At 59.8% G+C, this 24,427-nt stretch carries 27 protein-coding genes; 10 read left to right on the top strand and 17 right to left on the bottom strand.

All coding sequences use genetic code 11. The annotated features are described in order from the left end of the window. Nucleotides 1-60 precede the first annotated feature (60 nt). From hisC to ACQZ45_RS12945, 3 genes are read left to right on the top strand one after another with little or no spacing between them, the layout of a single operon-like run. On the top strand, nucleotides 61-1,167 hold the full coding sequence (hisC, locus tag ACQZ45_RS12955; protein WP_013761792.1) for a histidinol-phosphate transaminase: 1,107 nt from the start codon (nucleotides 61-63) through the stop codon (nucleotides 1,165-1,167). Continuing rightward, entirely contained in the window at nucleotides 1,167-2,096 is a 930-nt protein-coding gene (locus ACQZ45_RS12950) for a prephenate/arogenate dehydrogenase family protein (RefSeq protein ID WP_013761791.1), read from the top strand. Before hisC ends, ACQZ45_RS12950 begins: the two co-directional genes overlap by 1 nt. A 9-nt stretch (nucleotides 2,097-2,105) precedes the next feature. After that, a complete protein-coding gene (locus ACQZ45_RS12945; RefSeq protein WP_013761790.1) occupies nucleotides 2,106-2,525 on the top strand; it encodes a GNAT family N-acetyltransferase in 420 nt (139 codons plus the stop codon). On the opposite strand, the gene ACQZ45_RS12940 is transcribed toward ACQZ45_RS12945, so the two are convergent. After that, complete coding sequence (locus ACQZ45_RS12940) at nucleotides 2,522-3,523, bottom strand: DUF2125 domain-containing protein (protein WP_013761789.1); 1,002 nt, start codon at nucleotides 3,521-3,523, stop codon at nucleotides 2,522-2,524. The two genes, ACQZ45_RS12945 and ACQZ45_RS12940, sit on opposite strands and share 4 nt — an antisense overlap. A 49-nt stretch (nucleotides 3,524-3,572) precedes the next feature. Between ACQZ45_RS12940 and ACQZ45_RS12935 the strand changes: the two genes are divergently transcribed. Next, on the top strand, nucleotides 3,573-4,100 hold the full coding sequence (locus tag ACQZ45_RS12935) for a gamma-glutamylcyclotransferase (protein WP_013761788.1): 528 nt from the start codon (nucleotides 3,573-3,575) through the stop codon (nucleotides 4,098-4,100). Here the strand turns inward: ACQZ45_RS12935 and ACQZ45_RS12930 are convergent. The 4 genes from ACQZ45_RS12930 to ftsE form a co-directional block, all read right to left on the bottom strand. Further along, a complete protein-coding gene (locus ACQZ45_RS12930) occupies nucleotides 4,097-4,894 on the bottom strand; it encodes a lysophospholipid acyltransferase family protein (protein ID WP_019564870.1) in 798 nt (265 codons plus the stop codon). The genes ACQZ45_RS12935 and ACQZ45_RS12930 overlap by 4 nt on opposite strands. Nucleotides 4,895-5,017: 123 nt before the next feature. Continuing rightward, a complete protein-coding gene (locus ACQZ45_RS12925; protein WP_448742270.1) occupies nucleotides 5,018-5,755 on the bottom strand; it encodes a YdcF family protein in 738 nt (245 codons plus the stop codon). A gap of 113 nt (nucleotides 5,756-5,868) precedes the next feature. Next, nucleotides 5,869-6,876 (bottom strand): cell division protein FtsX, encoded by a 1,008-nt coding sequence (locus ACQZ45_RS12920; protein WP_065687913.1) that lies wholly within the window; start codon nucleotides 6,874-6,876, stop codon nucleotides 5,869-5,871. Then, nucleotides 6,869-7,528, bottom strand: a complete 660-nt coding sequence (gene ftsE / locus ACQZ45_RS12915; protein WP_003511334.1) for a cell division ATP-binding protein FtsE — start codon at nucleotides 7,526-7,528, stop codon at nucleotides 6,869-6,871. The genes ACQZ45_RS12920 and ftsE overlap by 8 nt, the downstream gene beginning before the upstream one ends. Nucleotides 7,529-7,728: 200 nt before the next feature. Here ftsE and ACQZ45_RS12910 point away from each other — a divergent pair, with 200 nt between their 5' ends. The 3 genes from ACQZ45_RS12910 to ACQZ45_RS12900 all read left to right on the top strand — a co-directional run bounded on the left by ACQZ45_RS12910 (nucleotide 7,729) and on the right by ACQZ45_RS12900 (nucleotide 9,512). Next, nucleotides 7,729-8,397, top strand: coding sequence for a hypothetical protein (locus tag ACQZ45_RS12910; protein WP_035199624.1), 669 nt, complete (start codon nucleotides 7,729-7,731; stop codon nucleotides 8,395-8,397). 70 nt (nucleotides 8,398-8,467) lie between these two features. After that, complete coding sequence (gene hpt, locus ACQZ45_RS12905) at nucleotides 8,468-9,010, top strand: hypoxanthine phosphoribosyltransferase (RefSeq protein ID WP_448742269.1); 543 nt, start codon at nucleotides 8,468-8,470, stop codon at nucleotides 9,008-9,010. A 142-nt stretch (nucleotides 9,011-9,152) separates the two neighbouring features. Further along, nucleotides 9,153-9,512, top strand: coding sequence for a response regulator (locus ACQZ45_RS12900; RefSeq protein ID WP_003511329.1), 360 nt, complete (start codon nucleotides 9,153-9,155; stop codon nucleotides 9,510-9,512). A 192-nt stretch (nucleotides 9,513-9,704) separates the two neighbouring features. On the opposite strand, the gene ACQZ45_RS12895 is transcribed toward ACQZ45_RS12900, so the two are convergent. The 4 genes from ACQZ45_RS12895 to argH all read right to left on the bottom strand — a co-directional run bounded on the left by ACQZ45_RS12895 (nucleotide 9,705) and on the right by argH (nucleotide 15,658). Further along, nucleotides 9,705-12,398 carry a TIGR02302 family protein gene (locus ACQZ45_RS12895; RefSeq protein WP_448742268.1) on the bottom strand — a complete coding sequence of 898 codons (2,694 nt, stop codon included), beginning with the start codon at nucleotides 12,396-12,398 and terminating at the stop codon, nucleotides 9,705-9,707. Between the two features lie 178 nt (nucleotides 12,399-12,576). Beyond that, a complete protein-coding gene (lysA, locus tag ACQZ45_RS12890) occupies nucleotides 12,577-13,845 on the bottom strand; it encodes a diaminopimelate decarboxylase (RefSeq protein ID WP_003511327.1) in 1,269 nt (422 codons plus the stop codon). 13 nt (nucleotides 13,846-13,858) lie between these two features. Further along, entirely contained in the window at nucleotides 13,859-14,062 is a 204-nt protein-coding gene (gene lptM / locus ACQZ45_RS12885; protein WP_003511326.1) for an LPS translocon maturation chaperone LptM, read from the bottom strand. 195 nt (nucleotides 14,063-14,257) lie between these two features. Further along, nucleotides 14,258-15,658 carry an argininosuccinate lyase gene (gene argH, locus ACQZ45_RS12880; protein WP_003511325.1) on the bottom strand — a complete coding sequence of 467 codons (1,401 nt, stop codon included), beginning with the start codon at nucleotides 15,656-15,658 and terminating at the stop codon, nucleotides 14,258-14,260. 24 nt (nucleotides 15,659-15,682) lie between these two features. Between argH and tlpA the strand changes: the two genes are divergently transcribed. Further along, nucleotides 15,683-16,351 carry a thiol:disulfide interchange protein TlpA gene (gene tlpA / locus ACQZ45_RS12875; protein WP_448742267.1) on the top strand — a complete coding sequence of 223 codons (669 nt, stop codon included), beginning with the start codon at nucleotides 15,683-15,685 and terminating at the stop codon, nucleotides 16,349-16,351. A gap of 67 nt (nucleotides 16,352-16,418) precedes the next feature. Here the strand turns inward: tlpA and ACQZ45_RS12870 are convergent, their stop codons facing one another. From ACQZ45_RS12870 to ACQZ45_RS12840, 7 genes are all read right to left on the bottom strand, one after another. Then, the gene (locus tag ACQZ45_RS12870) at nucleotides 16,419-17,300 is read right to left on the bottom strand and encodes a 3-hydroxybutyryl-CoA dehydrogenase (protein ID WP_013761782.1); all 882 of its coding nucleotides are present in this window, start codon (nucleotides 17,298-17,300) and stop codon (nucleotides 16,419-16,421) included. 117 nt (nucleotides 17,301-17,417) lie between these two features. Continuing rightward, nucleotides 17,418-18,347, bottom strand: a complete 930-nt coding sequence (locus ACQZ45_RS12865; RefSeq protein WP_003511321.1) for an electron transfer flavoprotein subunit alpha/FixB family protein — start codon at nucleotides 18,345-18,347, stop codon at nucleotides 17,418-17,420. Between the two features lie 25 nt (nucleotides 18,348-18,372). Beyond that, complete coding sequence (locus tag ACQZ45_RS12860) at nucleotides 18,373-19,119, bottom strand: electron transfer flavoprotein subunit beta/FixA family protein (RefSeq protein WP_003511320.1); 747 nt, start codon at nucleotides 19,117-19,119, stop codon at nucleotides 18,373-18,375. Nucleotides 19,120-19,302: 183 nt separating this feature from the next. Beyond that, nucleotides 19,303-20,076: a rhomboid family intramembrane serine protease gene (locus tag ACQZ45_RS12855; RefSeq protein ID WP_003511318.1), complete on the bottom strand. Its 774-nt coding sequence runs from the start codon at nucleotides 20,074-20,076 to the stop codon at nucleotides 19,303-19,305. Nucleotides 20,077-20,108: 32 nt separating this feature from the next. Then, nucleotides 20,109-20,702, bottom strand: a complete 594-nt coding sequence (locus ACQZ45_RS12850; RefSeq protein WP_003511317.1) for a cob(I)yrinic acid a,c-diamide adenosyltransferase — start codon at nucleotides 20,700-20,702, stop codon at nucleotides 20,109-20,111. Nucleotide 20,703: 1 nt separating this feature from the next. Further along, nucleotides 20,704-20,901, bottom strand: coding sequence for a twin transmembrane helix small protein (locus tag ACQZ45_RS12845; RefSeq protein WP_003497428.1), 198 nt, complete (start codon nucleotides 20,899-20,901; stop codon nucleotides 20,704-20,706). 17 nt (nucleotides 20,902-20,918) lie between these two features. After that, entirely contained in the window at nucleotides 20,919-21,752 is an 834-nt protein-coding gene (locus ACQZ45_RS12840) for an SDR family oxidoreductase (protein ID WP_003511316.1), read from the bottom strand. Between the two features lie 182 nt (nucleotides 21,753-21,934). Here ACQZ45_RS12840 and ACQZ45_RS12835 point away from each other — a divergent pair, with 182 nt between their 5' ends. Next, nucleotides 21,935-22,852, top strand: coding sequence for a YihY/virulence factor BrkB family protein (locus ACQZ45_RS12835; protein WP_003511315.1), 918 nt, complete (start codon nucleotides 21,935-21,937; stop codon nucleotides 22,850-22,852). Here the strand turns inward: ACQZ45_RS12835 and gluQRS are convergent. Further along, the gene (gene gluQRS / locus ACQZ45_RS12830; protein ID WP_003511314.1) at nucleotides 22,820-23,704 is read right to left on the bottom strand and encodes a tRNA glutamyl-Q(34) synthetase GluQRS; all 885 of its coding nucleotides are present in this window, start codon (nucleotides 23,702-23,704) and stop codon (nucleotides 22,820-22,822) included. The two genes, ACQZ45_RS12835 and gluQRS, sit on opposite strands and share 33 nt — an antisense overlap. Before the next feature lie 72 nt (nucleotides 23,705-23,776). Here gluQRS and ACQZ45_RS12825 point away from each other — a divergent pair, with 72 nt between their 5' ends. After that, nucleotides 23,777-24,424, top strand: a complete 648-nt coding sequence (locus ACQZ45_RS12825; protein ID WP_035251496.1) for a DNA-3-methyladenine glycosylase family protein — start codon at nucleotides 23,777-23,779, stop codon at nucleotides 24,422-24,424. Nucleotides 24,425-24,427 lie beyond the last annotated feature (3 nt).

Raw genomic sequence — 24,427 nt, 5'->3', positions numbered from 1 at the left:
TCTAATGCCTCCGGCATTGCTTTTGCCGGGCTCCCCGGCGCATTTCCGAAGGTCGATCAAATGAGTGCAGAGCTTAGCCAACCTCTTCCGCGTCCGGGTATTCTGGATATCGCCGCTTATGTTCCCGGCAAGGAACACGTGGATGGCGTCGCGAAGGTTTATAAGCTCTCCTCCAACGAAACGCCGCTCGGGCCAAGCCCGAAGGCGATCGAGGCATTCGCCGCCACCGCCAGCCATCTGGAAATCTATCCCGACGGACAGGCGATTGCGCTGCGTCAGGCGATTGCAGACGTGCATGGCCTCAACATAGCGAATATCATGTGCGGTAACGGCTCGGATGAGCTTCTTGGCCTGCTCTGCCACGTCTATCTGGGTACGGGCGATGAGGCGATCATCACCGAACACGGTTTCCTCGTCTACAAGATCCAGATCATGGGTGCGGGCGCAACGCCGGTGACGGTGAAGGAAAAGGATTGCGCCGTCGATGTGGACGCGATTCTCGCCGCCGTCACGCCAAGGACGAAGATGGTTTTCATCGCCAATCCCGGCAATCCCACCGGCACCTATGTTCCGGTCGCGGAAATCCGCCGCCTTCAGGCTGGTCTGCCGAAACATGTCGTGCTCGTGCTTGATGCGGCTTATGCCGAATATGTACGCAAGAACGACTACGAGGCCGGTCTCGAGCTGGTGTCTGGCAACCGCAACGTGGTGATGACGCGCACCTTCTCCAAGGTTTACGGTCTGGCCGCACTGCGCGTCGGCTGGATGTATGGTCCGGCCGCCATCATCGATGCGCTGAACCGGGTGCGTGGTCCGTTCAACATGAGCGCGCCGGCGATCGCAGCGGGTGCCGCGGCCATCCGCGATCAGGCATTCCTGGAAAAGGCGATCTCTCACAACACGCTCTGGCTGGAGAAACTCACGACGGTCTTCACCTGTCTCGGCCTCAAGGTCACGCCGTCAGTCACCAACTTTGTCCTCATCCATTTCCCGGACCAGGATGGCAAGCGTGCACCAGATGCGGACGACTTCCTGAGCCGCCGCGGTTATATCCTGCGTGCCGTGCGCGGTTACGGTTTCCCCAATGCCTTGCGTATGACGGTTGGTTCGGAAGAAGCCAATCTTGGCGTCATCGCCGCGCTCACCGAGTTCATGGGGCAGGCGTAATGGGCGAGATCATGTTTGAGCGCATCGCGCTTGTTGGCATCGGCCTGATCGGCTCGTCTATTGCGCGCGACATCAAGGAACTGGGTCTTGCCCGGCATGTCACGATTTCCACCCGCAGCGCGGAAACGCTGAAGCGGGCAGAGGAACTGGCGCTTGGAAGCGAGTATACGACATCCGCCGCGCAGGCCGTCACGGATGCTGATCTTGTCATCGTTTCAGTGCCGGTCGGTTCATCCGGGGCGGTTGCCGAGCAGATCGCGCCGCATCTGAAGCCCGGCGCCATCGTCACCGATGTCGGCTCTACCAAGGCCTCTGTCATCGCGCAGATGGCGCCGCATATGCCTGACAATGTGCATTTCATTCCCGGACATCCGCTGGCGGGTACGGAAAAATCCGGCCCGGATGCCGGTTTTTCCGGTCTTTTCCGCGAGCGCTGGTGCATCTTCACGCCGCTGCCGGGCACGGATGCGGAGGCGCTGGAAAGGCTCAAGGATTTCTGGCGGGCGCTCGGCTCGCGTGTGGATGAAATGGATGCCGAACACCACGACAAGGTTCTGGCGATCGTTTCGCATCTGCCGCACATCATCGCCTACAACATCGTCGGCACGGCGGACGATCTGGAGACGGTAACCGAGTCGGAAGTCATCAAATATTCCGCTTCCGGCTTCCGAGATTTCACGCGTCTCGCCGCCTCGGACCCCACCATGTGGCGCGATGTCTGCCTGCACAACAAGGATGCCATCCTCGAAATGCTGGCACGGTTCTCGGAAGACCTTGCTTCGCTGCAAAGGGCGATCCGCTGGGGGGAGGGCGACAAGCTGTTCGAACTGTTTTCCCGCACACGCTCCATCCGCCGCTCCATCATCGAGGCCGGTCAGGACGTCGATACGCCTGACTTTGGGCGTCACGCGCTGGATCAGAAGAAGTAGGGCGCTGAAGTGATATTGATATCGGCGGCGACGGATGACGATATCGAATGGCTGCTGCGGGAAGACAAATGGATCGATGAGGATTGGTTGCGGCGTTGCGTCGGACGCCGCGAATATCTCGTCGCGAAAGAAGATACGATTCTAGTCGGTTTTCTGCGGTTCTCGATGTTCTGGGGTAAGATTCCCTACATGGACATGATCCGCGTCGTTCCCGAGTTTCGGGGACATGGCGTCGGCGCAACGCTTACAGTTTTTTGGGAAACTCTGATGCGTGAGCAGGGTGCCTCACTGGTGATGACGTCCAGCCAGCAGGACGAGCGGGAACCGCAGATGTGGCATCGTCGCAATGGATACAAAGAAGCCGGCATCCTGCATCTTTCAAAAATTCAGGATGCCGCTGAGGTGTTTTTTACAAAAGCTCTCTGTTAAATCGGCGGGATCTTCCCCAGCGGAATGAAACCGCTGACGGTGGCGCGGCCGCGATCCACCACGAGGTCGACGGACGCCCTGTCGCCGCCGCCGGCGAGTGCGCGGAGCATTTTGCGGGCGGTATCGATGGTGGATTGCAGCTGCGGAAACGCCTGCTTGGCATTGTCCGACCAGGCGTCAAGCTTTTCGATCTCCAGCTTGAACTGGCCGGAGAGATAGCCCTCATTATCGAAGGAGAAGGGGCCGCTGATACGCATGGTGCGGCCTTCGCCGATATCAGCGACCAGCCGGCGAAGCTCGCCGCTCGCACCGTAAAGCCCGGCCGTATCGCTGCCGTCTACCATACCCGCCTTGCCGGCAAGGGTGACATCGGCGATGGCGTTGAGGCGCGGCAGAAGTTGCGGCCAATCCTTGATGACGGTTGACGAGTCGGTCAACGTTATCGCGCCGTCTAGATCGGCGCCGTTCTGGCGCAGATGCATTTCCGTCTTGGCGGCATCGAAATCGATCGTCTGGCCGGTAACGGTGGAAACCGCCTGAGCCTTCAGGCCGTCAATGACAAGCGAGGTGCGGTCGATACCCCTAAGCTTGGTGACGATGCTCGACTGCATGTTCTGCCAGAGGGCAGAAACCGTCAGACCATGCGCGGTGCGGATTTCAGCCGGTGCATCCAGTTCCCAGACAATGTGGCCGGGATTGTAGACCTGCGCTGCGGAACGCAATTCTCCGAACGAGGCTGAAACGCCATTCTGCTTGTCGTCCACCGTTACCTTGGAGCAGAAAAGGCCGATGCGGAACGGATAACCCTTGAAGGCAATGTCGCCGCATTCGCCGCTGACGTTTCTGGCCTGCGAAGGCGAGATGACGTTCAGAACCGTCTGCTTCAGCTTGTCGGCGGCATAAAACCACCCGGCCGTGTAAAGTCCGATAACCAGCACGACGGCGATACCAAGCCAGAGGAATTTTTTGACCGTGCCGGATTGGCTTGACGATGCCATATTGATCTCCGATGAACAGACTTCAGATAAATTCGATTTGGCTTGGGATATGGACGATTTTTGGGTCTTTGGCTACGGTTCGTTGATGTGGAACCCGGGCTTTGCCTTTGAGGAAAGGCAGCAGGCGCGGCTGCACGGTTATCGACGCTCCCTCTGCATCAGTTCAAATGTGTACCGCGGCACTGAGGAGAAGCCCGGCCTTGTTCTCGGTCTGGAGCGCGGCGGCTCCTGCCTCGGCGTTGCCTTTCGCGTGCGCGGAGCGGACCATGGTCCGGTCATGGCCTATCTGCGCGAGCGCGAGCTGGTAACGAATGTCTACAAGGAACGCGTCGTTGCCATTGCGCTCGCCGATGGCACGCGAGGCAGTGCCGTGACCTATGTGGCCGATCCCGCCCACGAGCAGTATATTGGTGGTCTGGGTGTCGCGGAAGCGGCTACGATCGTGGCTGCCGCATCGGGCCGGTCCGGACCGAATACCGATTACGTCTTCAATACCGTGCAGCATCTGCAGGATATGGGTATTCGCGACACGCTGCTGGAAAGCATTGCCGCCAGTGTCGGCACGATCGCGGTTTAGCCGGCGGGAGTGTCTTGCCCCTGAAGTTCTGCGATACGCTTCACGGCGGTCGGTGGCAGCGGCAGGTGCGGATTGTTGCGCGCGGTCTCCAGCAGCAACTCGTCGCTCGCCTTTTCCGTCACCTCGATCAATGTCTTGAAAAACACGTCCGGGTCCAGTCCCGGCTCGATGGCCGGCAAGATCCGCACCTTGAAATGGCCGGGATAACGCATTGTCGAGCGGCGTGGCCAGAAGAGGCCGGGATGCATGGCGACCGGAATGACGGGGACTTTGAGGTCGCGGTAAAGACGTGCGATGCCATAACGATATTCGGGCTCAGCGCCCGGTGGCCGGCGCGTGCCTTCGGGATAGATTATGAGTTCGCGGCCAGCCGCCATCTCCTCTCTCGCCCGCTCCATGACCTTTAGCATCACCTTGCCGCGCGCGGCGCGGTTGACCGGGATCATGCGCTGCTTCATCGCATACCAGCCGAACAGCGGGATCCACAAAAGCTCGCGCTTCAGAATATAGACCGGATCGGGAAGGTTGGGCAGCAGCGCATAGGTGTCCCAGAAGGACTGGTGTTTGGGGGCGAAGATACAGCCGGTTTCGGGAATGTTTTCCAGCCCCTCGATCTCGAAGGTGGTGCCGACAATGGTCTTCATCAGCCAATGGTTGGATCGCGCCCAGTTCTTGGGGATTTCATAGGCTACTCTGCGCGGCAGGATGAAATAGATCGGCGTGAGCACGATCATGCGGACAATCAGATTGAGATAAAACAGCGTATTGAAAAGAAAAGAGCGCAGCTTGAGCATCGACAGACTTCCCGGGTTGCAGCCGTTCCGAAGCTCAGGCGCGCCTCGATGCCGGATGCCGATGCCAGACGCCTACACGAAAACAAGGCTCCGCAGCAAGCGTGTTCTCTCCGTTCTTTCCATTCACGGGGAAGAGGTTGCCGCCTTGATCGTGGTGTGATCGGCGCCCGCCTTGCGCAACCCGTCGCCCTTGCCGAGCCCGGTCAGGTCGCGTCCTGCTGCAATCACGAATTTCATGTATTCGTAGAGCATGGTTCGGACTACATCTGGCTCCGCGAACCAGTTGGTGCGGGCAAGGTCGGCGCTGATAACGGGATAGGCGATGAATTGGGTCTGCGGGCTGGCATTGTGCAGTTCATGCAGGCTGCGATGCATATGGTAATTGTTCGTAACGACGACGATGGAGGAATAACCGTGGTCGCGTATCCAGCTCGCCGCCTCGTTGGCATTGCCGATGGTGTCTATGGCCTTGTAGCCCATGTCCACGCAGCAGGAAAACATGTCCGAAGAGCCTTGCGTCATCTTGCGGATTTGCGTGCGGGTGGTGGCCGGATTGACGCCGGAAATCAGAAGGCGCTTGCCAACGCCGTCCCGCAGCAGGCCGACCGCCTGTTCGATGCGCTGATAACCACCGGTCAGAACGATGATCGCGTCGCCCTTGGCGCCTTCGGGCGGGCGCATGGAGGCGACCGAATCTGCGAACCACAAAAAACCGCCGGAAAAAGCCCCGAGAGTAATGACGCAAAGAAGGATGAGACCGCGAATAAAACGGCGCAGGCGACTTCGCCGCGACAACAGGCCCTTTTTTGCCTGTCGCGTGGTCGTCTGCTCCTGATCATGGTCCGTCCGACTCACAAACATTCCTCCTGAATACTCGCCGATTAAGGCAAGGAACAGGCATTTTTGTCCACCGTCCGCAAGTTACATCCGGCGTGTGAAGGGTGCAGTTTCCTCGCGAGATCCGGGAGACGTCGTCACGATGCGACACCGTCGCTTTTAGACGGATCGGAACGGACGCGGTCGATATCGTCGATCGTGCGGATGACGGTCACACGCGCGGTGATCGTGGTGAGCAGCGCGATGATGATCATCGTCGTGGCGATGCCGATATAACCACTGAGGCCAACGGAAAAGGAGCCGAAAAGCGCACTTGCCTGATCGCTTTGCGGCGTTGCAACCGTGCTCGATTGCCAGAAACCGGCGGCAAGGAAAACTGCCGCGGCGAGGGCGCTGCCCGCTGCCGCACCTTTCAGGCTGATCTTCAGGAAGTGCTTCTGGAATTCCCGCGCGACGAAGCTGCTTTCGGCGCCGACGAAATGCAGCACCTCGACGATGTGCCGGTTGCCGGAAAGCGCGCCGCGCGTTGCAAACACCACCGTCAGCACCATGGCGGTGAAGACGAGGATCAGGACCCCGACGCCGATCATGACAGTGGTCCTGGCCATGGAGACGAGCCTGTCGACCCATGTACGGTGGTCATCCAGAAACGCCTGTGGAATTTCAGCTTTCAGCATATCGCGCATGGCCTGAAAATCGGGCGGGTGGTTTTCATCGATGGTAATCACGACGAGGCGCGGCACCGGCAGTTCGGAAAGATCGAGGCCACTGCCGAGCCACGGCTCCAGAAGACGCGCGGTGGCGGCATCATCGAGGATCGTGCCATCCCGCGTGCCGACGAAGGTGAGCGCCAGAGAACGTGCCTTGGTGAGCGCTGCATTCATGTCCAGCCCGTCCTCGGGTTTGATCTGAATGGTGATTTCGCGGGAAATCTGGCTCTGCCAGGTGGCGGCGGTGGCACGCACCATGGAAACGGCACCAAGCGTCAGGCAGGCGAGAAAGGCCATGATGGCGATCACCACCATCAGCGCATTGCCCTGAATGTTAGAGGGCGGCAGAATGGGTGCCATCGGGCGGATACGCATCGGCGGCCGCTTCGGTGCGGTCGCCTCTGGTCTTAACTGTTTGCGGTTGATCTCATTCATAGATGTCGAGCCGCCCTTCGGTGAGGATCATCCGGCGTGCGTCGATCTGGTCCATCAGGCCGAAATCATGGGTGGCGATGACCACAGCGGTACCCAGCCGGTTGAGCTCCAGAAAGAGGTTGAGAAGGCGCTTGGCCATCGGCGGGTCGACGTTGCCGGTCGGCTCGTCGGCCAGCAAGATTTCCGGCTGGTCCATCAATGCACGGGCAATGGCGGCGCGTTGCTTTTCTCCACCGGAGAGGATGGCCGGAAGCACATTGATGCGCTCGCCAAGCCCGACCCATTTCAGAAGCTCGATGACGTCGTTGCGGTAGGCGCTTTCTTCCTTGCCGCGCACACGCAGCGGCAGGGCGACATTCTCATAGGTCGTCAGATGATCGAGCAGCCGGAAATCCTGAAAGACGATCCCGACGCGGCGGCGCAGCATGGGTAACTCGCTGCGCGGAATGCGCGACACATCGCGGTTGAACATGCGGATATTGCCGCGTGTGGGCTGCAGCGACATCAGCAGCAGGCGCAGGAACGTGGTTTTGCCGGCACCGGAAGGGCCGGTCAGAAACTGGAACGAACCCTTGGGAATGTCGAAGGTCATGTCCCTCAGGATTTCGGGGCCCATGCCGTAACGCAACCCGACATTTTCGAAATGGATCAACGGACTTCCAGTCTCTTCGTTTCGTGGTGGTTCGCAAACCGCTGGCGCGTGAGGCCCGGATGCGCCGTTTAACCCGGTTCCGATGGCCTATGCGAGCCGTTTTTGCGAAGCATTAACCAATTAAATTTAAAACTTGGCAGGATTCGTTGCAATGCCCAGTTTTGCGGGCCGGAAAACCTCACCCAAGGAATTCTATGGCTATGTTCCGTTCATCTCGCCGGCAAGCGGCATTCGATTTCGACCTCCTGATGCCGGAAGCGCCAGTGCGCCGGACGGCGCGGGCAACCCACACCGGCCCCGATGTGGTAGACGCGGAATTTGTCACCATCAAGGAAAACCGTGTCCGTCAGCCCGGAAACGATAATCGCGGCGCGATGCGCCGGCAGATGGAAAAACCGCCCGTCACCGCCAGTGCTCTTGGTTACGCGTTCATCGGCTGGGTGGACCGCAAATTGTCGCGCCTGTCTGTGGATGCCTATTCGGCGCTGGTTGCGGCGCTCGTCATTTTTGTTTTCATCTGCTCAGGCGGCCTGTCGGTGGTCGTGCCGGAAAAGCCGGTCGTTGCGGCCGCAAACCCGCTTGCCATTTCCCATGTCACCATCACGCCGCAGGAGGCTGGCGGCATGGATGTCCTGCTCATCAACGGTATTGTGGAGAACAACGGTACCGCTCTGGAAGAGGTGCCGGCACTTCGCGCCGACCTCTTCGTTGCCAAGGGGCAACTGGTCGCCAGCATGGTCATCGAACCGCCGGTCAGGCAGATGCAGCCCGGTTTCAGCCACGGATTTTCGGCAAAGTTGCGGCATCCCGGTGGAAAAACGCCTGAGATCAAGCTTTCCTTCGTCGAAGCGGGTGCTTCCGAACGTTGACTGTGCTAACGCGTGGTCTTCGTATTTTTACTGAAAGGTAAAATCGGCAAGGCGCAGCACAGGAGAAAGAATGCCCGTCGTCCGTGGAAAAAACATTGAGCCGCTTTACACCGCCGAGCAGATTGCCGAGCGCAATCGCGACATGGCCAAGCATATAGCGAGCGGCCCGACCAAGGATTTGCTGGTCATCGCCGTGCTCAAGGGATCGTTCATTTTCGCGGCCGATCTCATCCGCGCGCTGCATGACAGCGGCCTTGCCCCCGAAGTCGAATTCATCACGCTTTCGAGCTACGGTGCCGGCACCGTTTCGCAAGGGGTGAAGATCGTCAAGGATATCGACAGCGACGTGAAGGACCGCGATGTTCTTCTGATCGACGATATTCTCGAATCCGGCCGCACGCTGCGTTTCGCCAAGGAACTGCTTTACGAACGCGGCGCCCGTCACGTCACCATCGCCGTGCTGCTCGACAAGAAGGTCAAGCGCAAGGAAGATCTGGAGGCCGACTATGTCGGTTTCGAATGTCCCGATTATTTCGTTGTCGGTTACGGCATGGATGTGGCTTACGCCTTCCGCGAACTGCCCTTCGTAGGCGTCGTCAGGGGCGACGCCTGACGATTTCTGCCGTGCCGGGATGGGACATGCCGGAGACGCCTCATTAACCATTCACCCAGCGAAACCCTGGGTGTTTACCTCTTGAAAAGAGGAGCCTGCGATGTTGCTCACGGCTGGAAATGATGCCCAGGAGCAATGATTAATGGCGAAGATTCTGATTACCGAAGATGAGGATGCATTGCGGGCTTTCGTTGCCCGTGCGCTGCGTCTCGACGGTCACGAGACCCATGAGGCGGCAGACGGCGAGCAGGGGCTGGAGAAGCTTCAGGAAACCAATTTCGATCTCCTTCTTTCGGATATCCGCATGCCGGTCATGGATGGCATCGAGCTGGCGCACCGCGCCGCCGAACGCTTCCCGGCCATGCGCATCCTGTTGATGACGGGTTATGCCGAACAGCGCGAACGTGCTGATGATCTGGCAGAAAAGATCGTGGACGTGGTTTCAAAACCTTTTGCGCTTCCGGATATCCGCAAGGCTGTTGCGCGGGCGCTTGCGGCCTGAGCGATAAGGCTACAGAGATTTGAGAAAGGGTGGCCCTTTGGGCCGCCTTTTTTGTTGCGGAGTTGTCAAATCTCTCCGCCGTCATGCTCGGGACAAGGCCGAGGATGACGTTGAGTGTTTGATAAGCTAGCCTTTCCTCAAAAATGCGCGAGGTTAAACAGGCCCGATCGCTAGGAATGGCGGCCTCCATCCTCACCGTATATCCAGCAACCGCTCCAGATAACGCCGCTCGATTTCACCCGGCGGGTTGTTGCCGAGCTTTTCGCGAATAGCCTCGAGAATTTCGCGGGCGCGCTGCACGTCGATCTCATCAGGCACCTTCACCTGGTCGCCGAAATCGGGGCCGGTTGTGCTGCGCGGACGGCCGAGTGGATCGCGGCCGTTCTGTCCGCCTTGGCCCGCCATGCCTTCCTGCCCCTGTCCGGGCTGCTGTCCCTGCTGGCGCATGGCCTGCATGATCTGGCCCATCATATCCTGTGCGCCCTGTCGCAGCGCGTTCAGCGCATTGCCCTGACCCTCGACCGCCTGTTCGCCCTGGCTTTTGCCGAGTGCTTCGCCGGCGCCTTCCATTTCCTGCTGCGCCTTGCCGAAGTTTTCGCCCGGCTCCATGCCGAGATCACGAAGGCCCTGCTGCAATTCGCCCAGCTGCTTGCCCAGCGCGTCCTGCTGCGCCCTCAGATTTTTCAGCGCCTCGCGCAATTGTTCGGCCGTCATCTGCTCGCTCGGCTGTCCGCCTTGCTGGCCGTTCTCGCCCTGCTGGCCCTGCTGGCCCTGTTGCGGTGATTCACCGTTTTCACCCGTCTGCGGGTCCTGACCTTCGCCGCCATCCTGCGGGTCGCCGCGCTGCATGCGGTCACGCAGCGCCTGATCGAGCTTGAAGGTCTCGTCCATCAGCTTCTGCTGCTGTTGCAGAATTTCACCCAGCTTGTCGATCTGCTGGCGCATCTTGCTGCTTTGCTGCTGCCCCTGCTGGCCCTGACGTTGCGGCCGTCCCGCCTGCAGGTTGTTCATCATGCGTTGCAGCTGCGAGAGCATTTCCTGTGCTGCGTCACGGTTGCCGGAGCGCGCGAGGTTTTCGATCTGGTTCATCATGTTTTCCAGATCGCGCTGCCGCAACACGTTTTGTGCCTGCTGGTTCATGTTGGCTTGCGGCGCATTCTGCATGCGCTGTGCAAGCTCGCTCATGAACTGCTGCATCGCCTCACGCAGTTCCTGCATCAGCTTGGCGATTTCCTCATCGGAGGCATTGCGCTGAAGCGCCTCGGAAAGCGCTGTCTGCGCATCACGCAGGCGTTTTTCCGCCTGCGAAAGATCACCATCCTCGATGCCGAGCGCGATCTCCCAGAGATAATCGGCGGTGTTCTTCAGCATCTCCTCATTATAGGCGAGCCGCATGCGGGTCTGCGCCGATTGCAGCAGGAGATAGTGCGTGGTGTTGGGAATGGTTTCTTCCGGACGCAGACCAACCGCCTCGTTATAGGCGATCGCCTTTGGCATCTGGCGCGTGTCGAGCGAGAATATCTGCCGCTGTTCCGCAACCGAAGCCGCCAGCGGTTCAGAGAAATTGCGGCCCGGCAGCACCATTTCATGCGCGGGGCTGCGGCCGGTCTGGCCGGCACCGTCTGTTGCCACCAGCGTGATGCGCACGCGCTTACCTGCCATGGGATGTTCGGTCAGGTTGCGGCTGGTCAGCCCCTTGATCTCGCGGTTGTTCTGCCGCGGCAGGTCGAGCTTGAATTCCGGCGGCGGGTAAAGTGCTGTTGCACCCTCCGCAACGCCAAGCGGCTCGATGATGGCGTGGGCTTCCTTGATGCCATAGTCGTCCTTGGCGGTGAAACCCACCTCCAGCGCACCATTGACGGCGCGGCGCGGCATGTTGTCGAAGCCGATGGTCGGTGGCTGGTCAGGAATGACGTTGAACACCCATTGTTCGCCATTGGCGGTGATCATGCCGCTTTCGGTCACATCCATCGCAAAGGTGCGCGGCGTAACAGGTTGATCCGGCGCGCGTTTTTCTGTCTGTGCCGCCACATCGCCACTTGCGCTGTCGGCGCGTGCCGCTTCGGGGGCAAGCTTCTGCAGGGCGCCGGCGGTCTCAGGCTCGAAGGTCACTTCCTCGCCGCCATCGCCACCGGTCATACGGATCGTCAGTTTGGAGGATTGTGGCACGGACACCGCGTCGTGGCCTGTCGCATCGCGCCCTGTCAGAAAAATCGGGGCGCGGCCGGTATAGGCGGGCGGCGTGACCCAGGCGTCGAGACGGATATCGGGATTGAGCGGACCGGCTGCCGGTCGGCTACGGAAGGCATCTGCAATCGTGCCTGCACCATTGGAATAGGAAAAACCGAAGGCGACAACCAGAAAAAGGGCGGGAATGGCGCGTAGTGCCGAGCGGTCGTAACGGGCGATATCGGGTTTCGGCAGGCCGGCATTCAGCGCGGCGATGCGTTCCGCCATACGGATCTGGTGTTCTTTCCACAAGGCGCGGGAAATGGGGGTGTCCAACGCCGGTTCGTCTTCCTGCACGCCGACTGGCTGGTGAGCGAGACCATTGCGTTCTTCCAGAAGGCGGGACGCGTCGTTGTCTGTCGGCCATTTCAGCCGGACGATTGGCAGGATGGTGCTGATGAAACCGAAAACCAGCAGGAAAACGATGCCCAGCCGTACTAAGTCAGGCATTTGCCGGTAGAGGCCGAACCATGCGAGCGCCAGAAACGCGGCGGCGATGGAAAGCGGCCACAGCGTCTTCGGTGCTACTCTTTCCGAAAACAACACGATTTTTGCGAAGAAGCGTTTAGCCGCAACCCGGCGGGCAAGATCCGGCCGCTGCGCGAATGCGCCGGTTGGGCGCTTTCTGCCTGTCCTGTCCTCTCCGGCTGTGGTCATCAATCCGTTCTCCCGGTTCTGGCCACGTCAAACGCCATTCCCGGAACGGCGAGCTGCTTGTATTATGAGAAGCAAGGATAACATTCTTTGTGGCGAAGACGAGGGCAAGCGGATGCTCACCCCCATTTTTTAGGCAGCTTCGCTCAATTGTGATCGACCAAGCCGGATGTATGGCGGATCAATCGAGCCAGGCGGGTACTGAATCGAGAGCGATCAGCTCTTCATAGGTTCCGCGCGGGCGGATGACGTGGAACTTGTCACCCTTTACCAGCACTTCCGGCACCAGCAGGCGCGAATTATAGGTGCCTGCCTGCACGGCGCCGTAAGCACCGGCGGAGCTGACGGCAATCAGATCACCCGGCTGCGGTGCGGCCATCTCGCGGTCCAGCGCCAGATAGTCACCCGTTTCGCAGACGGGGCCAACGATATCGGCCTTGATGCGAGGGGCGTCCACCGCGGGCTGCACGACCGGGCGGATGCCGTGATAGGCCTCGTAAAGCGTCGGGCGGATGAGGTCGTTCATCGCGCCATCGACAATCACGAAGTTCTTTTCGCCGCCATCCTTCACATAGATCACTTCCGTCACCAGAATGCCGGCATTGCCGACGATCAGGCGTCCCGGTTCGGTGATGATCTTGCAGTTGAGGCTCTTTAGCTCGTTCTTGACGATATGCGCATAGGCATCCGGCAGCGGCGGCGGATTATTGTCCTCGCGGTAGGGAATGCCGAGGCCGCCGCCGATATCGACGTGACTGATCGTGTGCCCGTCCGCGCGCAGGGATTCCACCAGTTCGCGCAGCAAGCGGAACGCATCCTCGAAGGGCTGCAATTCTGTGATCTGGCTGCCGATATGCATGTCGATGCCGGTGACTTCGATGCCGGGCAGAGTGGCGGCATGGGCATAGACCGCACGCGCCCGCTCATAGGAAATGCCGAACTTGTTTTCTTTTTTGCCGGTGGAAATCTTGGCATGAGTGCGCGCATCCACATCCGGATTGATGCGGAAGGACACATGCGCCCTTTTTCCGGCCTTGACGGCGCGCAGGTTGAGGACCTCAAGCTCCGGCTCGGATTCGATGTTGAAGCAGTAGATGCCGGCTTCCAGCGCGTAATCCATTTCCGCCACCGTCTTGCCGACGCCGGAGAACATGATGCGGTTTGCCGGTACACCGGCGCCAAGCGCGCGGCGCAATTCGCCGCCGGATACCACGTCGATACCCGCGCCGAGCTTTGCCAGCGTCCTCAGAACGGCCTGGTTGGAATTGGCCTTCATGGCGTAACAGACCATGGCGTCCACATCGGCGAAAGCGCCTGAGAACACCTTGTAGTGGCGCTCCAGCGTCGCGGTCGAATAGACATAGAACGGCGTGCCGACCGCCTTGGCGATCTCAGGCACGGGCACGTTTTCGGCGTGAAGCACGCCGTCGATATAGCCAAAATGGTTCACAGGCTTTTTCCCGTCAGAGAAGCTTGTCGAGGATGAACGGCCGCTCCGCCGTTGCCGGCTTCGTCTCGGTTCCGTCGGCATTGCGCTTGTTGCGCATTTCGACCGGCGTGCTCGGCGGATCGATATCGCCTTTTCGCCCGCAGGCACTGAGAGCAAGACTGACGGCGAGCGTCATGCCGATGGGAACGATGAGATTGCGCGCGGTTTTTGAAAGCATGAGCCTGTCCAAAGGAAATATGTGCTTCTCTGATAACGAAAAACAGGGCGCTTGTGCACCCTGTTTCTTGTGATCGCAGCGTAACGCAGATTTATGAGGGCGGCGGAGAAAAATGAAATCGTTTCCGCCGCTCATTTTAATTTGTCTGCGCATCGGATTTTCCGAAAACCGCTTCACACTTTTCGGTCCGATGCGTTAGTTGCGTCCACGCCACCAGGCGATCTGCTTCTTGACCTCGGAAGGAGCCGTGCCGCCGAAGCTGGTGCGGCTGGCAACCGATGCCTCGACTGAAAGGACGTCGAAAACGCCGCTTGTAATGGCCGGATGGATCGCCTGCAGGTCTTCCAGCGAAAGATCGGCCAGATCGCAGCCTTTCTTTTCCGCCAGTGCCACCGCATTTCCGGTCACATGGTGGGCGTCGCGGAAGGGCAGGCCTGCCTCGCGCACCAGCCAGTCAGCAAGATCGGTGGCGGTGGAATAGCCCGAACCGGCGGCCGCACGCATGCGGTCCTTGCGCACCTCAAGGTCGCGGATCATGCCGGTCATGGCGGCGATGGCCAGTTCCAGGCTTTCGGCGGCATCGAAAACCTGTTCCTTGTCTTCCTGCATGTCCTTGGAATAGGCGAGTGGCAGGCCCTTCATCACAGTCAGAAGCGCCACCAGCGAGCCGTTGATGCGGCCGGTCTTGGCGCGCACCAGTTCGGCGGCGTCGGGGTTCTTCTTCTGCGGCATGATCGACGAGCCGGTGGAAAAGGCATCGGACAGGCGGATAAAGCCGAATTGCGGCGTCGACCAGATGACGATTTCTTCGGCGAGGCGCGACAGATGCGTGGCGCAGATTGAGGCGATCGACAGGAACTCCAGCGCGAAATCGCGGTCGGAAACGGTGTCGATGGAGTTGCGGGTCGGCTCGCGGAAGCCGAGGGCCTTTGCCGTCATGTGGCGGTCGATAGGATAACCGGTGCCGGCCAGCGCTGCTGCACCGATCGGGCTTTCATCCAGATGTTCGATCGCGTGACGCACGCGGGCGCGGTCACGGCCGAACATTTCCACATAGGCCATGCAATGATGGCCGAAGGTGACGGGTTGGGCCGTCTGCAGATGGGTGAAGCCGGGCATGACCGTATCGGCATTTTCCTCGGCGCGGTCGAGGAAGGCGGAGATGAGCGCGGTCAGCATGCCTTCCGTCTTCTGCAGCTCTTCCTTGACCCAGAGGCGGAAATCGAGCGCCACCTGGTCGTTGCGCGAGCGGGCGGTGTGCAGCCGCCCTGCCGCCGTGCCGATGAGGGTGGCAAGCCGCGCCTCGATGTTCATGTGAATGTCTTCGAGCTTGCGCGAGAATTCGAAACTGCCGGCCTCGATTTCTGACAGGATCGTGTTCAGGCCGTGAACGATCTTGTCTTTATCTTCCTGCGAAATAATGCCTTTTTCCGCCAGCATGGTGGCATGCGCTATAGAGCCGCGGATGTCCTGGGCATAAAGCTTCTTGTCGAAGCCGATGGAGGCATTTATCTCTTCCATGATGGCTGATGGCCCGGAAGCGAAACGTCCGCCCCACATCTGGTTGGAGGATTTCTGATCTGTGCCGTCAGCCATGTTCTGCGTGCCCTGGAGTATTCGATGACAGAAAAAAGGCCGTTCAGGCTTCCTTCCGCCAGATTGGTTGCAATTGCTGCCGTTGCCGGTGTCGTGTTCGGCGCGGGTGCGGTCTGGTTCAGGCATATTGGGTCTGAGAGCCCGGTTCAAGGGGCAGCGGTTGCCGAGGCCGGTTTATGTGAAGGTGCGGCAAACCGCATCGCCTCGCTGAAACCCCTCCTGAAGGGCCAGGTGGCGGCCATGTCGGCCACGGATACGCCGCGCGTCATCCCGCTGTCCTTCAAGGGTCCGCAAGGGTCGGACATGTCGCTTGCCGATCTCAAGGGCAAGGCGGTTCTCCTCAATCTGTGGGCCACTTGGTGCGTGCCATGCCGGGAGGAAATGCCTGCGCTGAACGCACTCGAGAAGGAAAAGGGCAGCGATGGCTTTGAGGTTGTTGCGGTCAATATCGACACCGGCGCGGACGAGAAACCGAAAGCCTTCATTGACGAATACAAGATCGACGCGCTGAAACTTTACCGCGACAGCTCCATGGGCATCTTCAATGTTCTGAAAAAGGAAGGGCTGGCTTTTGGCCTTCCCGCAACGCTTCTTCTGGACGAAAAAGGCTGCCTGATCGCCGCCATGAACGGTCCGGCAGCCTGGGACAGCGAAGATGCCAAGGCGTTGGTATCGGCAGTGAAGGCTAAATAATTGTCCAGTGCGGGAGGGATTTTCCTCCCGTCATCTCGAATGATATCCGAGGAATATCTCTTGCGCCTTAGCGCGTCGGAACCGGTGTCTCTCCACGGTAATCGTAAAAACCGCGACCAGATTTGCGGCCGAGCCAGCCGGCCTCTACATATTTCACCAGCAGCGGGCAGGGGCGGTATTTGCTGTCGGCCAGCCCGTCATGCAGTACCTGCATGATCGACAAACAGGTGTCGAGACCGATGAAGTCGGCAAGCTGCAACGGTCCCATCGGATGGTTGGCGCCGAGCCGCATGGCGGTGTCGATTGCTTCCACCGAACCGACGCCCTCATAGAGCGTGTAGATCGCCTCGTTGATCATCGGCAGCAGGATGCGGTTGACGATGAAGGCCGGGAAATCCTCGGCGACGGTGATCGCCTTTTCCAGCGTCCGCACATAGTCCTTCGCCGCATCGAAGGTCTTTTCGTTGGTGGCGATACCGCGCACCAGCTCTACCAGCTTCATCACAGGCACCGGGTTCATGAAGTGGATGCCCATGAACTGTTCGGGACGATCGGTCGCGGACGCAAGGCGAGTGATGGAGAGCGAAGAAGTGTTAGTGGCCAAAAGCGCTTCGGGCTTCAGTACCGGGCAGATCTGCGCATAGATCTTGCGTTTGATTTCCTCGTTTTCGGTAGCAGCCTCAATGACCAGATCCATGGGCGCCAGATCGTTGACGTCAGTCGAACCGCTGATGAGCGCCAGCGCATCTTTGCGGGCGTCGTCGGAGAGCTTGCCGTTGGTGACCTGACGGGCAAGATTGCCGTTGATCGTGGCAAGGCCGGCTTCGATGCCGTCCTTGGAAAGATCGTAAATGTGCACCTTGTAACCGGCCAAGGCGGAAACATGCGCGATGCCGCAACCCATTTGACCGGCTCCGATGATACCGATGTTTTTAAAGGGGGCGGTCATATGCTGGTCTCCTCATGGGATTTCATCTGCGTCATTTGCGGCGATGTTACGCATATCGCCGAAAAAGAGAAGGCGGCGCGTTCAAAAAACGCGCCGCCTTTGGCTAAAGGCTTAAAATCACAGAGCCTTCTGGAGTTCTGGCAGAGCCTCGAACAGGTCTGCGACGAGGCCGTAATCGGCAACCTGGAAGATCGGCGCTTCCTCGTCCTTGTTGATGGCAACGATGACCTTCGAGTCCTTCATACCGGCCAGATGCTGGATGGCGCCCGAAATGCCGGCAGCGATGTAAAGCTGCGGTGCCACGACCTTGCCGGTCTGACCGACCTGCCAGTCGTTCGGTGCATAACCCGCATCGACGGCTGCGCGCGATGCGCCGACGGCTGCACCGAGCTTGTCGGCAACCGGCAGGATCACTTCGCGGAACTTTTCCGAGGAGCCGAGTGCGCGACCGCCCGAGATGATGATCTTCGCAGAGGTCAGTTCCGGACGATCGGAAGAGGCGAGCGCGTCGGATACAAAGACAGAAACGCCGGGGTTCTCGGCAGCACCGATGGTTTCCACCGGTGCCGAACCACCTTCAGCGGCTGCCGCAAACGCGGTGGGGCGCACGGTGATGACCTTCTTGGCGTCGCTTGCCTGCACCGTCTGGATGGCGTTGCCGGCATAGATTGGACGTTTGAAAGTATCCGGGCTGACGACCTCAATGATTTCCGAGACCTGGGCCACATCGAGAAGGGCTGCGACGCGCGGGGCGACATTCTTGGCCGAAGCGGTCGCCGGTGCGATGATGACGTCATAGGAAGGGCTGAGCGAAACGATCAGCGCCGCCAGCGGCTCGGCAAGCGCGTTGGCATAGGATGCGTCGTCGGCAAGCAGTACCTTGGCAACGCCGGACAGTTTCGCCGCCGCGTCGGCGGCACCCTTCGCACCGGAGCCGGCAACGAGCACGTGGACGTCGCCGCCAATCTGCGTTGCCGCCGTCAGCGTCTTCGCCGTCAGGTCGGAAAGGGTTGCGTTGTCGTGTTCTGCCAGAAGAAGAATGGCCATGTTGTAATCTCCCTTTTCCGAAACCTTAGAGGACGCCGTCGGCTTTGAGCTTTTCAACCAGCTCAGCCACCGAGCCGACCCTGATGCCGGCCTTGCGGCCAGCCGGCTCTTCTGTCTTCAGAACCTTCAGACGCGGCGTGACATCGACGCCGAAATCGGCCGGGGTCTTCTTGTCGAGCGGCTTCTTCTTTGCCTTCATGATGTTCGGCAGCGAGGCGTAACGCGGCTCGTTCAGACGAAGATCGGTGGTCACGACAGCGGGAAGTTTCAGTTCGACCGTCTGCAGGCCGCCATCGACTTCACGCGTCACAGCGACCTTGCCATCAGACGGTACGACCTTGGAGGCGAAGGTGCCCTGGCCCCAGCCGAGAAGGGCGGCCAGCATCTGACCGGTCTGGTTACTGTCGTCGTCGATCGCCTGCTTGCCGACGATGACGAGGCCGGGCTGCTCGGCTTCCGCCACGCCCTTCAAAAGCTTGGCGACGGCCAGCGGTTCGACCGTCTCTTCGGTCTCGATCAGGATGGCGCGGTCGGCACCCATGGCGAGCGCCGTGCGCAGCGTCTCTTCCGCCTTGGCAGGGCCGATCGACACGACCACGACTTCTTCGGCCTTGCCGGCTTCTTTCAGCCGCAGAGCCTCTTCCACCGAGATTTCGTCGAACGGGTTCATCGACATCTTCACATTCGCGAGTTCAACGCCCGAACCATCCGACTTCACGCGGATCTTGACGTTGTAATCAACAACTCGTTTGACAGGGACAAGGATCTTCATCGGCGGTTTTCCTCAAACTCCTGTCCGCGAGGCGACAAGACCGCGCGGACCTCCAAAAACAGGTTGGCGACATGGATAAGCATTTTTCCCGCAAATACAACGGAGCAATGTTCATTATCACATGCACGCAAGGCATACCTTACGTTGACGTTAACGTAAATAATTTATCTCTCCGTCAACGGCTCATCTGCTCCCGTCATAGCCCCGTTCGATTTGCGACAACCCCGCCGTTTGCGACGGATTCTTGAACTGCGCCGCCCTTGGCGGAACAATCGTGCGGTCGAACAGGGGAACGTCCGGCCGGCGCATGAAAATTACCATCACAGCCCCGGCCAATATGCCGCCCACATGTGCCCCCCAGGAAACATTTTCCTCAAGGCCAAGTGCCAGCATCAGAAATTGCTGTCCGATCCATAGCGCCAGCGGAATGAAGGCAGGCAAGGGCAACGGAATGCGCATGAACACCAGAACCCAGACGCGCACCTTGGGATGCAGGAGAAAATAGGCCGCGACGACGCCGGAAACAGCGCCTGATGCACCGATAAGCGGCCCTTCCGACATGGGTGCGACGAAGCCGTGCAACAGCGCGCCGGCTATGGCGCAGGCGATGTAAAAGATAAGGAAACGGAAATGGCCGAGTGCGTCCTCGACGTTGTCGCCGAAGACCCACAGAAACAGCATGTTGCCTGCCATGTGCCAGAAATCCAGATGCAGGAACGCATAGGTGACGACGGTCAGGTCATCCGGCACCACCTGTAAGGCCGGCTCCAGGTAGGCGTAATCGAACACCACAGCCGGGATGAAACCGAGGCCGAGCGCTGCGGCATTGGCCTGGACGTCACTGGCAAGCACGCCGGTAAATAGCCATACCAGCACGTTGACCACGATCAGGCCGATCGTGACATATTGCAGCCGGATATGTTTGAGGGAATTCGCATCGTGCAGCGGTATGAACATCGAATGCCCTTCGTTTGTGCGAGAGATAGGCTTTAGCGGTTCTTGCCGGGAACCCACAATATGTCAGCCTTGCCCATGTCATTGGCAAAACGGGCGGCAACGAACAGGAAGTCGGACAGGCGGTTGACATATTTCAGCGCTTCCGGGCTGACGATCTCGTTTTCAGCAACCGAGAGCTCCACCATGAGCCGTTCCGCCCGTCGGCAGATCGTGCGCGCCAGATGCAGATTGGCCGCCGCCGCATTGCCGCCCGGCAGCACGAAGGAGGTCAGGGGGTCAATTGCGGAGTTGAGGTCGTCGATTTCGTTTTCCAGCCGCGTGACCTGGCTCTCGACAATGCGCAGCGGTTCGTAGGCCGGCGGCTCGCCGGTTTCCGGGGTCGCGAGATCCGCGCCAAGGTCGAACATATCGTTCTGGATGCGGAACAGCATGGCATCCAGCTTTTCCATGCTGGCAATATCAGTATTGACGGTATGCAGCCGCGCCACGCCGATCGCCGAATTCGTTTCGTCCACCGTGCCATAGGCCTCGACGCGAAGATCGTGCTTCAGGCGGCGGGGACCGGACACCAGCGCCGTCGTGCCCTTGTCGCCGGTGCGGGTGTAGATCTTGTTCAGCTTCACCATGTCAGCGTCCGCCGCCGGTGAGCCAAAGGGTCAGCATGATGAGCACGATGGCGATGGCCTGCAACAGGAGGCGAAGCTGCATCAACTTGTTGGAACGGTTGGCGTCTTGGCCCTTCAGCATGTTGAAAAGGCCTCGTATCAGCACGATGACAACGAGGCCCATGACGATAAGGGCCAGAACAGTGGTGAAGCCGGACATTTAGGGGGTACTCCTCCTCAATCGAATCTGCGCAGCAGACGATAGAACAGTCCGGCAGGCAAGAGCCGTTTCAGCAACAGCCCCTGTTTGGCGGGAACGGTGACGGGATAATGCGGTTTTGGCTTTGCGGCGGTCAGGGCGTGTTTCAGCACGGCGTAAACGGCATCGGGGCCAAGCTTGTGGCGGTTGACCGGGCCGGACCCATCCATCCTCGCCAGCTGACGCTTGTATTCCACAGCATGGGCCGAGTTTTCCAGATCGATCTTGTCCCTGACGTGGGCAAGCGCCGTCGTGGTGAATTTCGACGTGATCGGCCCCGGTTCGATCATGCTCACATGGATGCCGCTGTCCTGAAGTTCCATGCGCAGCGTGACGCCAAGGCCCTCGATGGCGAATTTCGATGCGGTATAGGCGCCGCGATAACGATAGGGAACGAGGCCGAGAATGGAGGAGCAATGCACGATGCGCCCTGAACCGCGCTGGCGCATGAAGGGAATGACCCGCCGCGTCAGATCGTGCCAGCCGAAGACGTTGGTTTCGAATTGCTGCCGCAGTGCTTCCACCGGCAGATCCTCCACAGCACCCGGCTGGCCATAGGCGCCATTGTTGAACAGCGCATCGATGCGGCCTCCGGTTCTGGCCGCAACCGTATCCACGAGAGCCGCGATGGTTTCGGGCTTGGTATAGTCCATGATCAGGGTTTCTATGCCCTGATTTTCGAGCGCGGCCATATCGACGATGCGACGCACGGTGGCAAACACCCTCCAGCCGTCGCGGTGAAGCGCGCCGGCACAATGGGCTCCGATGCCCGAGGAACATCCGGTAATTATGATGACGGGTTTTTCAGGCATCTATGCCGCTCCGGAAAGCCGAATGTTGCGCTGGCCCGATGGTCCGGCCTGTGAAAATTGTATTGCGCAAAATCTGTATGCCTGCGGGAACCGAAAGGCGGGCTTGTGCGCTGTACAAAGTAGAGCTGACTTCCCATATTCGGGGCGAAGTTACAAATGAAATGCCGATGAATGGAGGCGACATGGTTGCCGCAGTGCGCCTGGCAGGCAAGGTTGCCTTCGATGCCTATTCTCATTTTGCCGAGGATGACGGCTGGGCGATGGCGAGCCACATGGCGCTTTCCATCCTGCTGGCGCTGTTCCCGTTCCTGATTTTCGGCACGGCTTTGGCCGGTTTTCTGGGGGCTGACCAGTTTTCCGAGACGGCGGTGCATCTGATTTTTGACACCTGGCCGGAAGCGATCGCAGGTCCGCTTGCCGCGCAGGTGCAGCAGGTCCTGACCATTCCGCGCGGCGGACTGCTGACAATTTCGGTGCTGGCGGCCGCATATTTTGCCTCCAACGGCGTCGAGGCGCTCAGAATCTCGCTCAACCGCGCCTATCGCGTCACGGAAACGCGCTGGTGGTACATCACCCGTCTTCTCAGTCTGCTTTATGTATTGATCGCAGTGGTAGTCTTTACCGGCATCAGCATCGTGCTTGTTGCGGTGCCGGTCGCAACGTCCTTTGCCGAGCAGCGGTTTCCCTGGCTGACGGATGCGCTGAACACTGTTTCCAGCCTCGGACTTTACGGCACCATCGTCGTTCTGACGGTCGGGCTGGTGGCGGCGCATCTGTGGCTTCCGGCCGGCAAACGCCGCATCTGGGATGTCTGGCCTGGCATTCTGCTGACAATGATCTTCTGGGTCATCGGCGCGGCGATCTTTGCCTATTACCTCTCCACCTTCGCCAATTATGCCGCCACCTACGCCGGTCTGGCCTCGGTGATGGTGGTTCTGGTGTTTCTTTACATGGTGGGTGTCATCTTCATGCTGGGTGCGGAAGTGAATGCCGCTCTGATGAAATACAAGGTCCGGCAGATCATCCGCCGCAATATCGCCGGCAACAGTGCGCGCCGCGAGCAGGTGCTAGAGGAGCCCGACAAGCCGGCGGATATCTGACGGCGTTTTTCCTTCCGCCCGAAGCGCTGAAAGGCCGGTGCTGCCTTCGCTTTTCGAGAGCTTGCGCCCATCAGCACCCAAAATCAGCCGGTGGTGGTGATAAGCGGGTGGCGATAGGTCAAGCAATTGTTGCAGCAGCCGGTGAATGGCGGTTGCGTTAAACAGATCCATGCCGCGCACCACATGGGTGATGCCTTGCAGCGCGTCATCCACCACAACGGAAAGATGATAGCTGGAGGGGGCGTCGGAGCGCGACAGCACCACATCGCCCCACAGCGCCGGCAAAGCTTCGATTTCCCCGGTCTGCCCGTCGCCGCTCTCGCGCCAGAACAGCTTGCTGTGCAAGGTGCGGACCGCCTTTTCCATGTCGAGCCGCCAGGCGTGTTGCCTGCCTGATGCCAGAAGTTCGGCCCGTTCCGCCTGCGGCCTTTGCCGATCTATTGCGGGGTAAAGCGGCGCGCCGTCGGGATCGCGCGGCCAGAGCCTTCCCTCTGCCTCAAAGGCCCTGACAATGGCTTTCGTCTCACCCCGGCTTAAGAAGGCGGGATAGGCGAGGTCGGCCTCGACCAGCCTGTCGAGTGCTGTGCGATACTCATCGAAGTGCTCCGATTGCCGCCGCACCGGCTTTTCCCATTCCAGTCCCAGCCAGCCAAGATCATCATAGATCGCCTGCTCCAGCTCCGGAGTGCAGCGCGTCTGGTCGATATCTTCGATGCGCAGCAGAAAATGGCCACTGTTTTCCCGCACCATGTCGTGGTTCAGAAAAGCGGAAAGCGCATGGCCCAGATGCAGGGCGCCATTGGGGCTGGGCGCAAAACGATAAACCGGTTTTTGACGGACGGGCGAAGGCATGGTTTCTTCTGCCATGTTTTGAAGCGCCTCGCCACCCGGTGCCGGGCCAACGTGAATATGGGCTGTGCAGACATGAAAATCATCAGGGGCCTCGACGATATCAGCGAAGGTATGGCGCATCTTGCCCGCCTCGATCCGGCTCTTAGCCTTATTATCGAAAAAGCCGGTCCGCTGGAGTTGCGTATTCACGAGCCCGGCTTTGCGGGCCTTGCCCATATCGTCGTGTCGCAGATGGTGTCGCGCGCCAGCGCGAACGCCATATGGGTGCGTATCCTTGCCGGCACGGGCGGGGCGGTGACGGCGGAAAACTATCTGGCGGTGCCGGAAGAATTGCACGCCACTTTCGGCCTTTCCCGGGCCAAGGCAACAACGCTGGAAGGGTTGGCGCACGCGGTTGCGGATGGCCGCATCGATCTTGATGCCGTCAGTCGCAAGGAAGCAGATTTGGCCCTTTCGGAGCTGGTGGCGCTTCGCGGCATTGGTCCGTGGACGGCGGAAGTCTATCTGATGTTCTGCGGCGGCCACCCCGATATTTTTCCGGTTGGTGATGTGGCGCTGCGGGCTGCGGTGGGCCACGCGCTTTCGCTCGAGGCACGGCCGGATGCGAAATGGCTGGCGGCGCGGGCGGAACTCTGGACGCCCTGGCGCTCCGTCGCCGCCCGGCTGTTCTGGGGCTACTATGCAAATATCATGCGGCGCGCGATGGTGCCGCTGCCCTGATAT

Source organism: Agrobacterium sp. 16-2014-1-2a (assembly GCF_053522705.1).
Note: the sequence above shows the minus strand (reverse complement) of the source record. Positions and strands in the feature narration are given on the sequence as shown.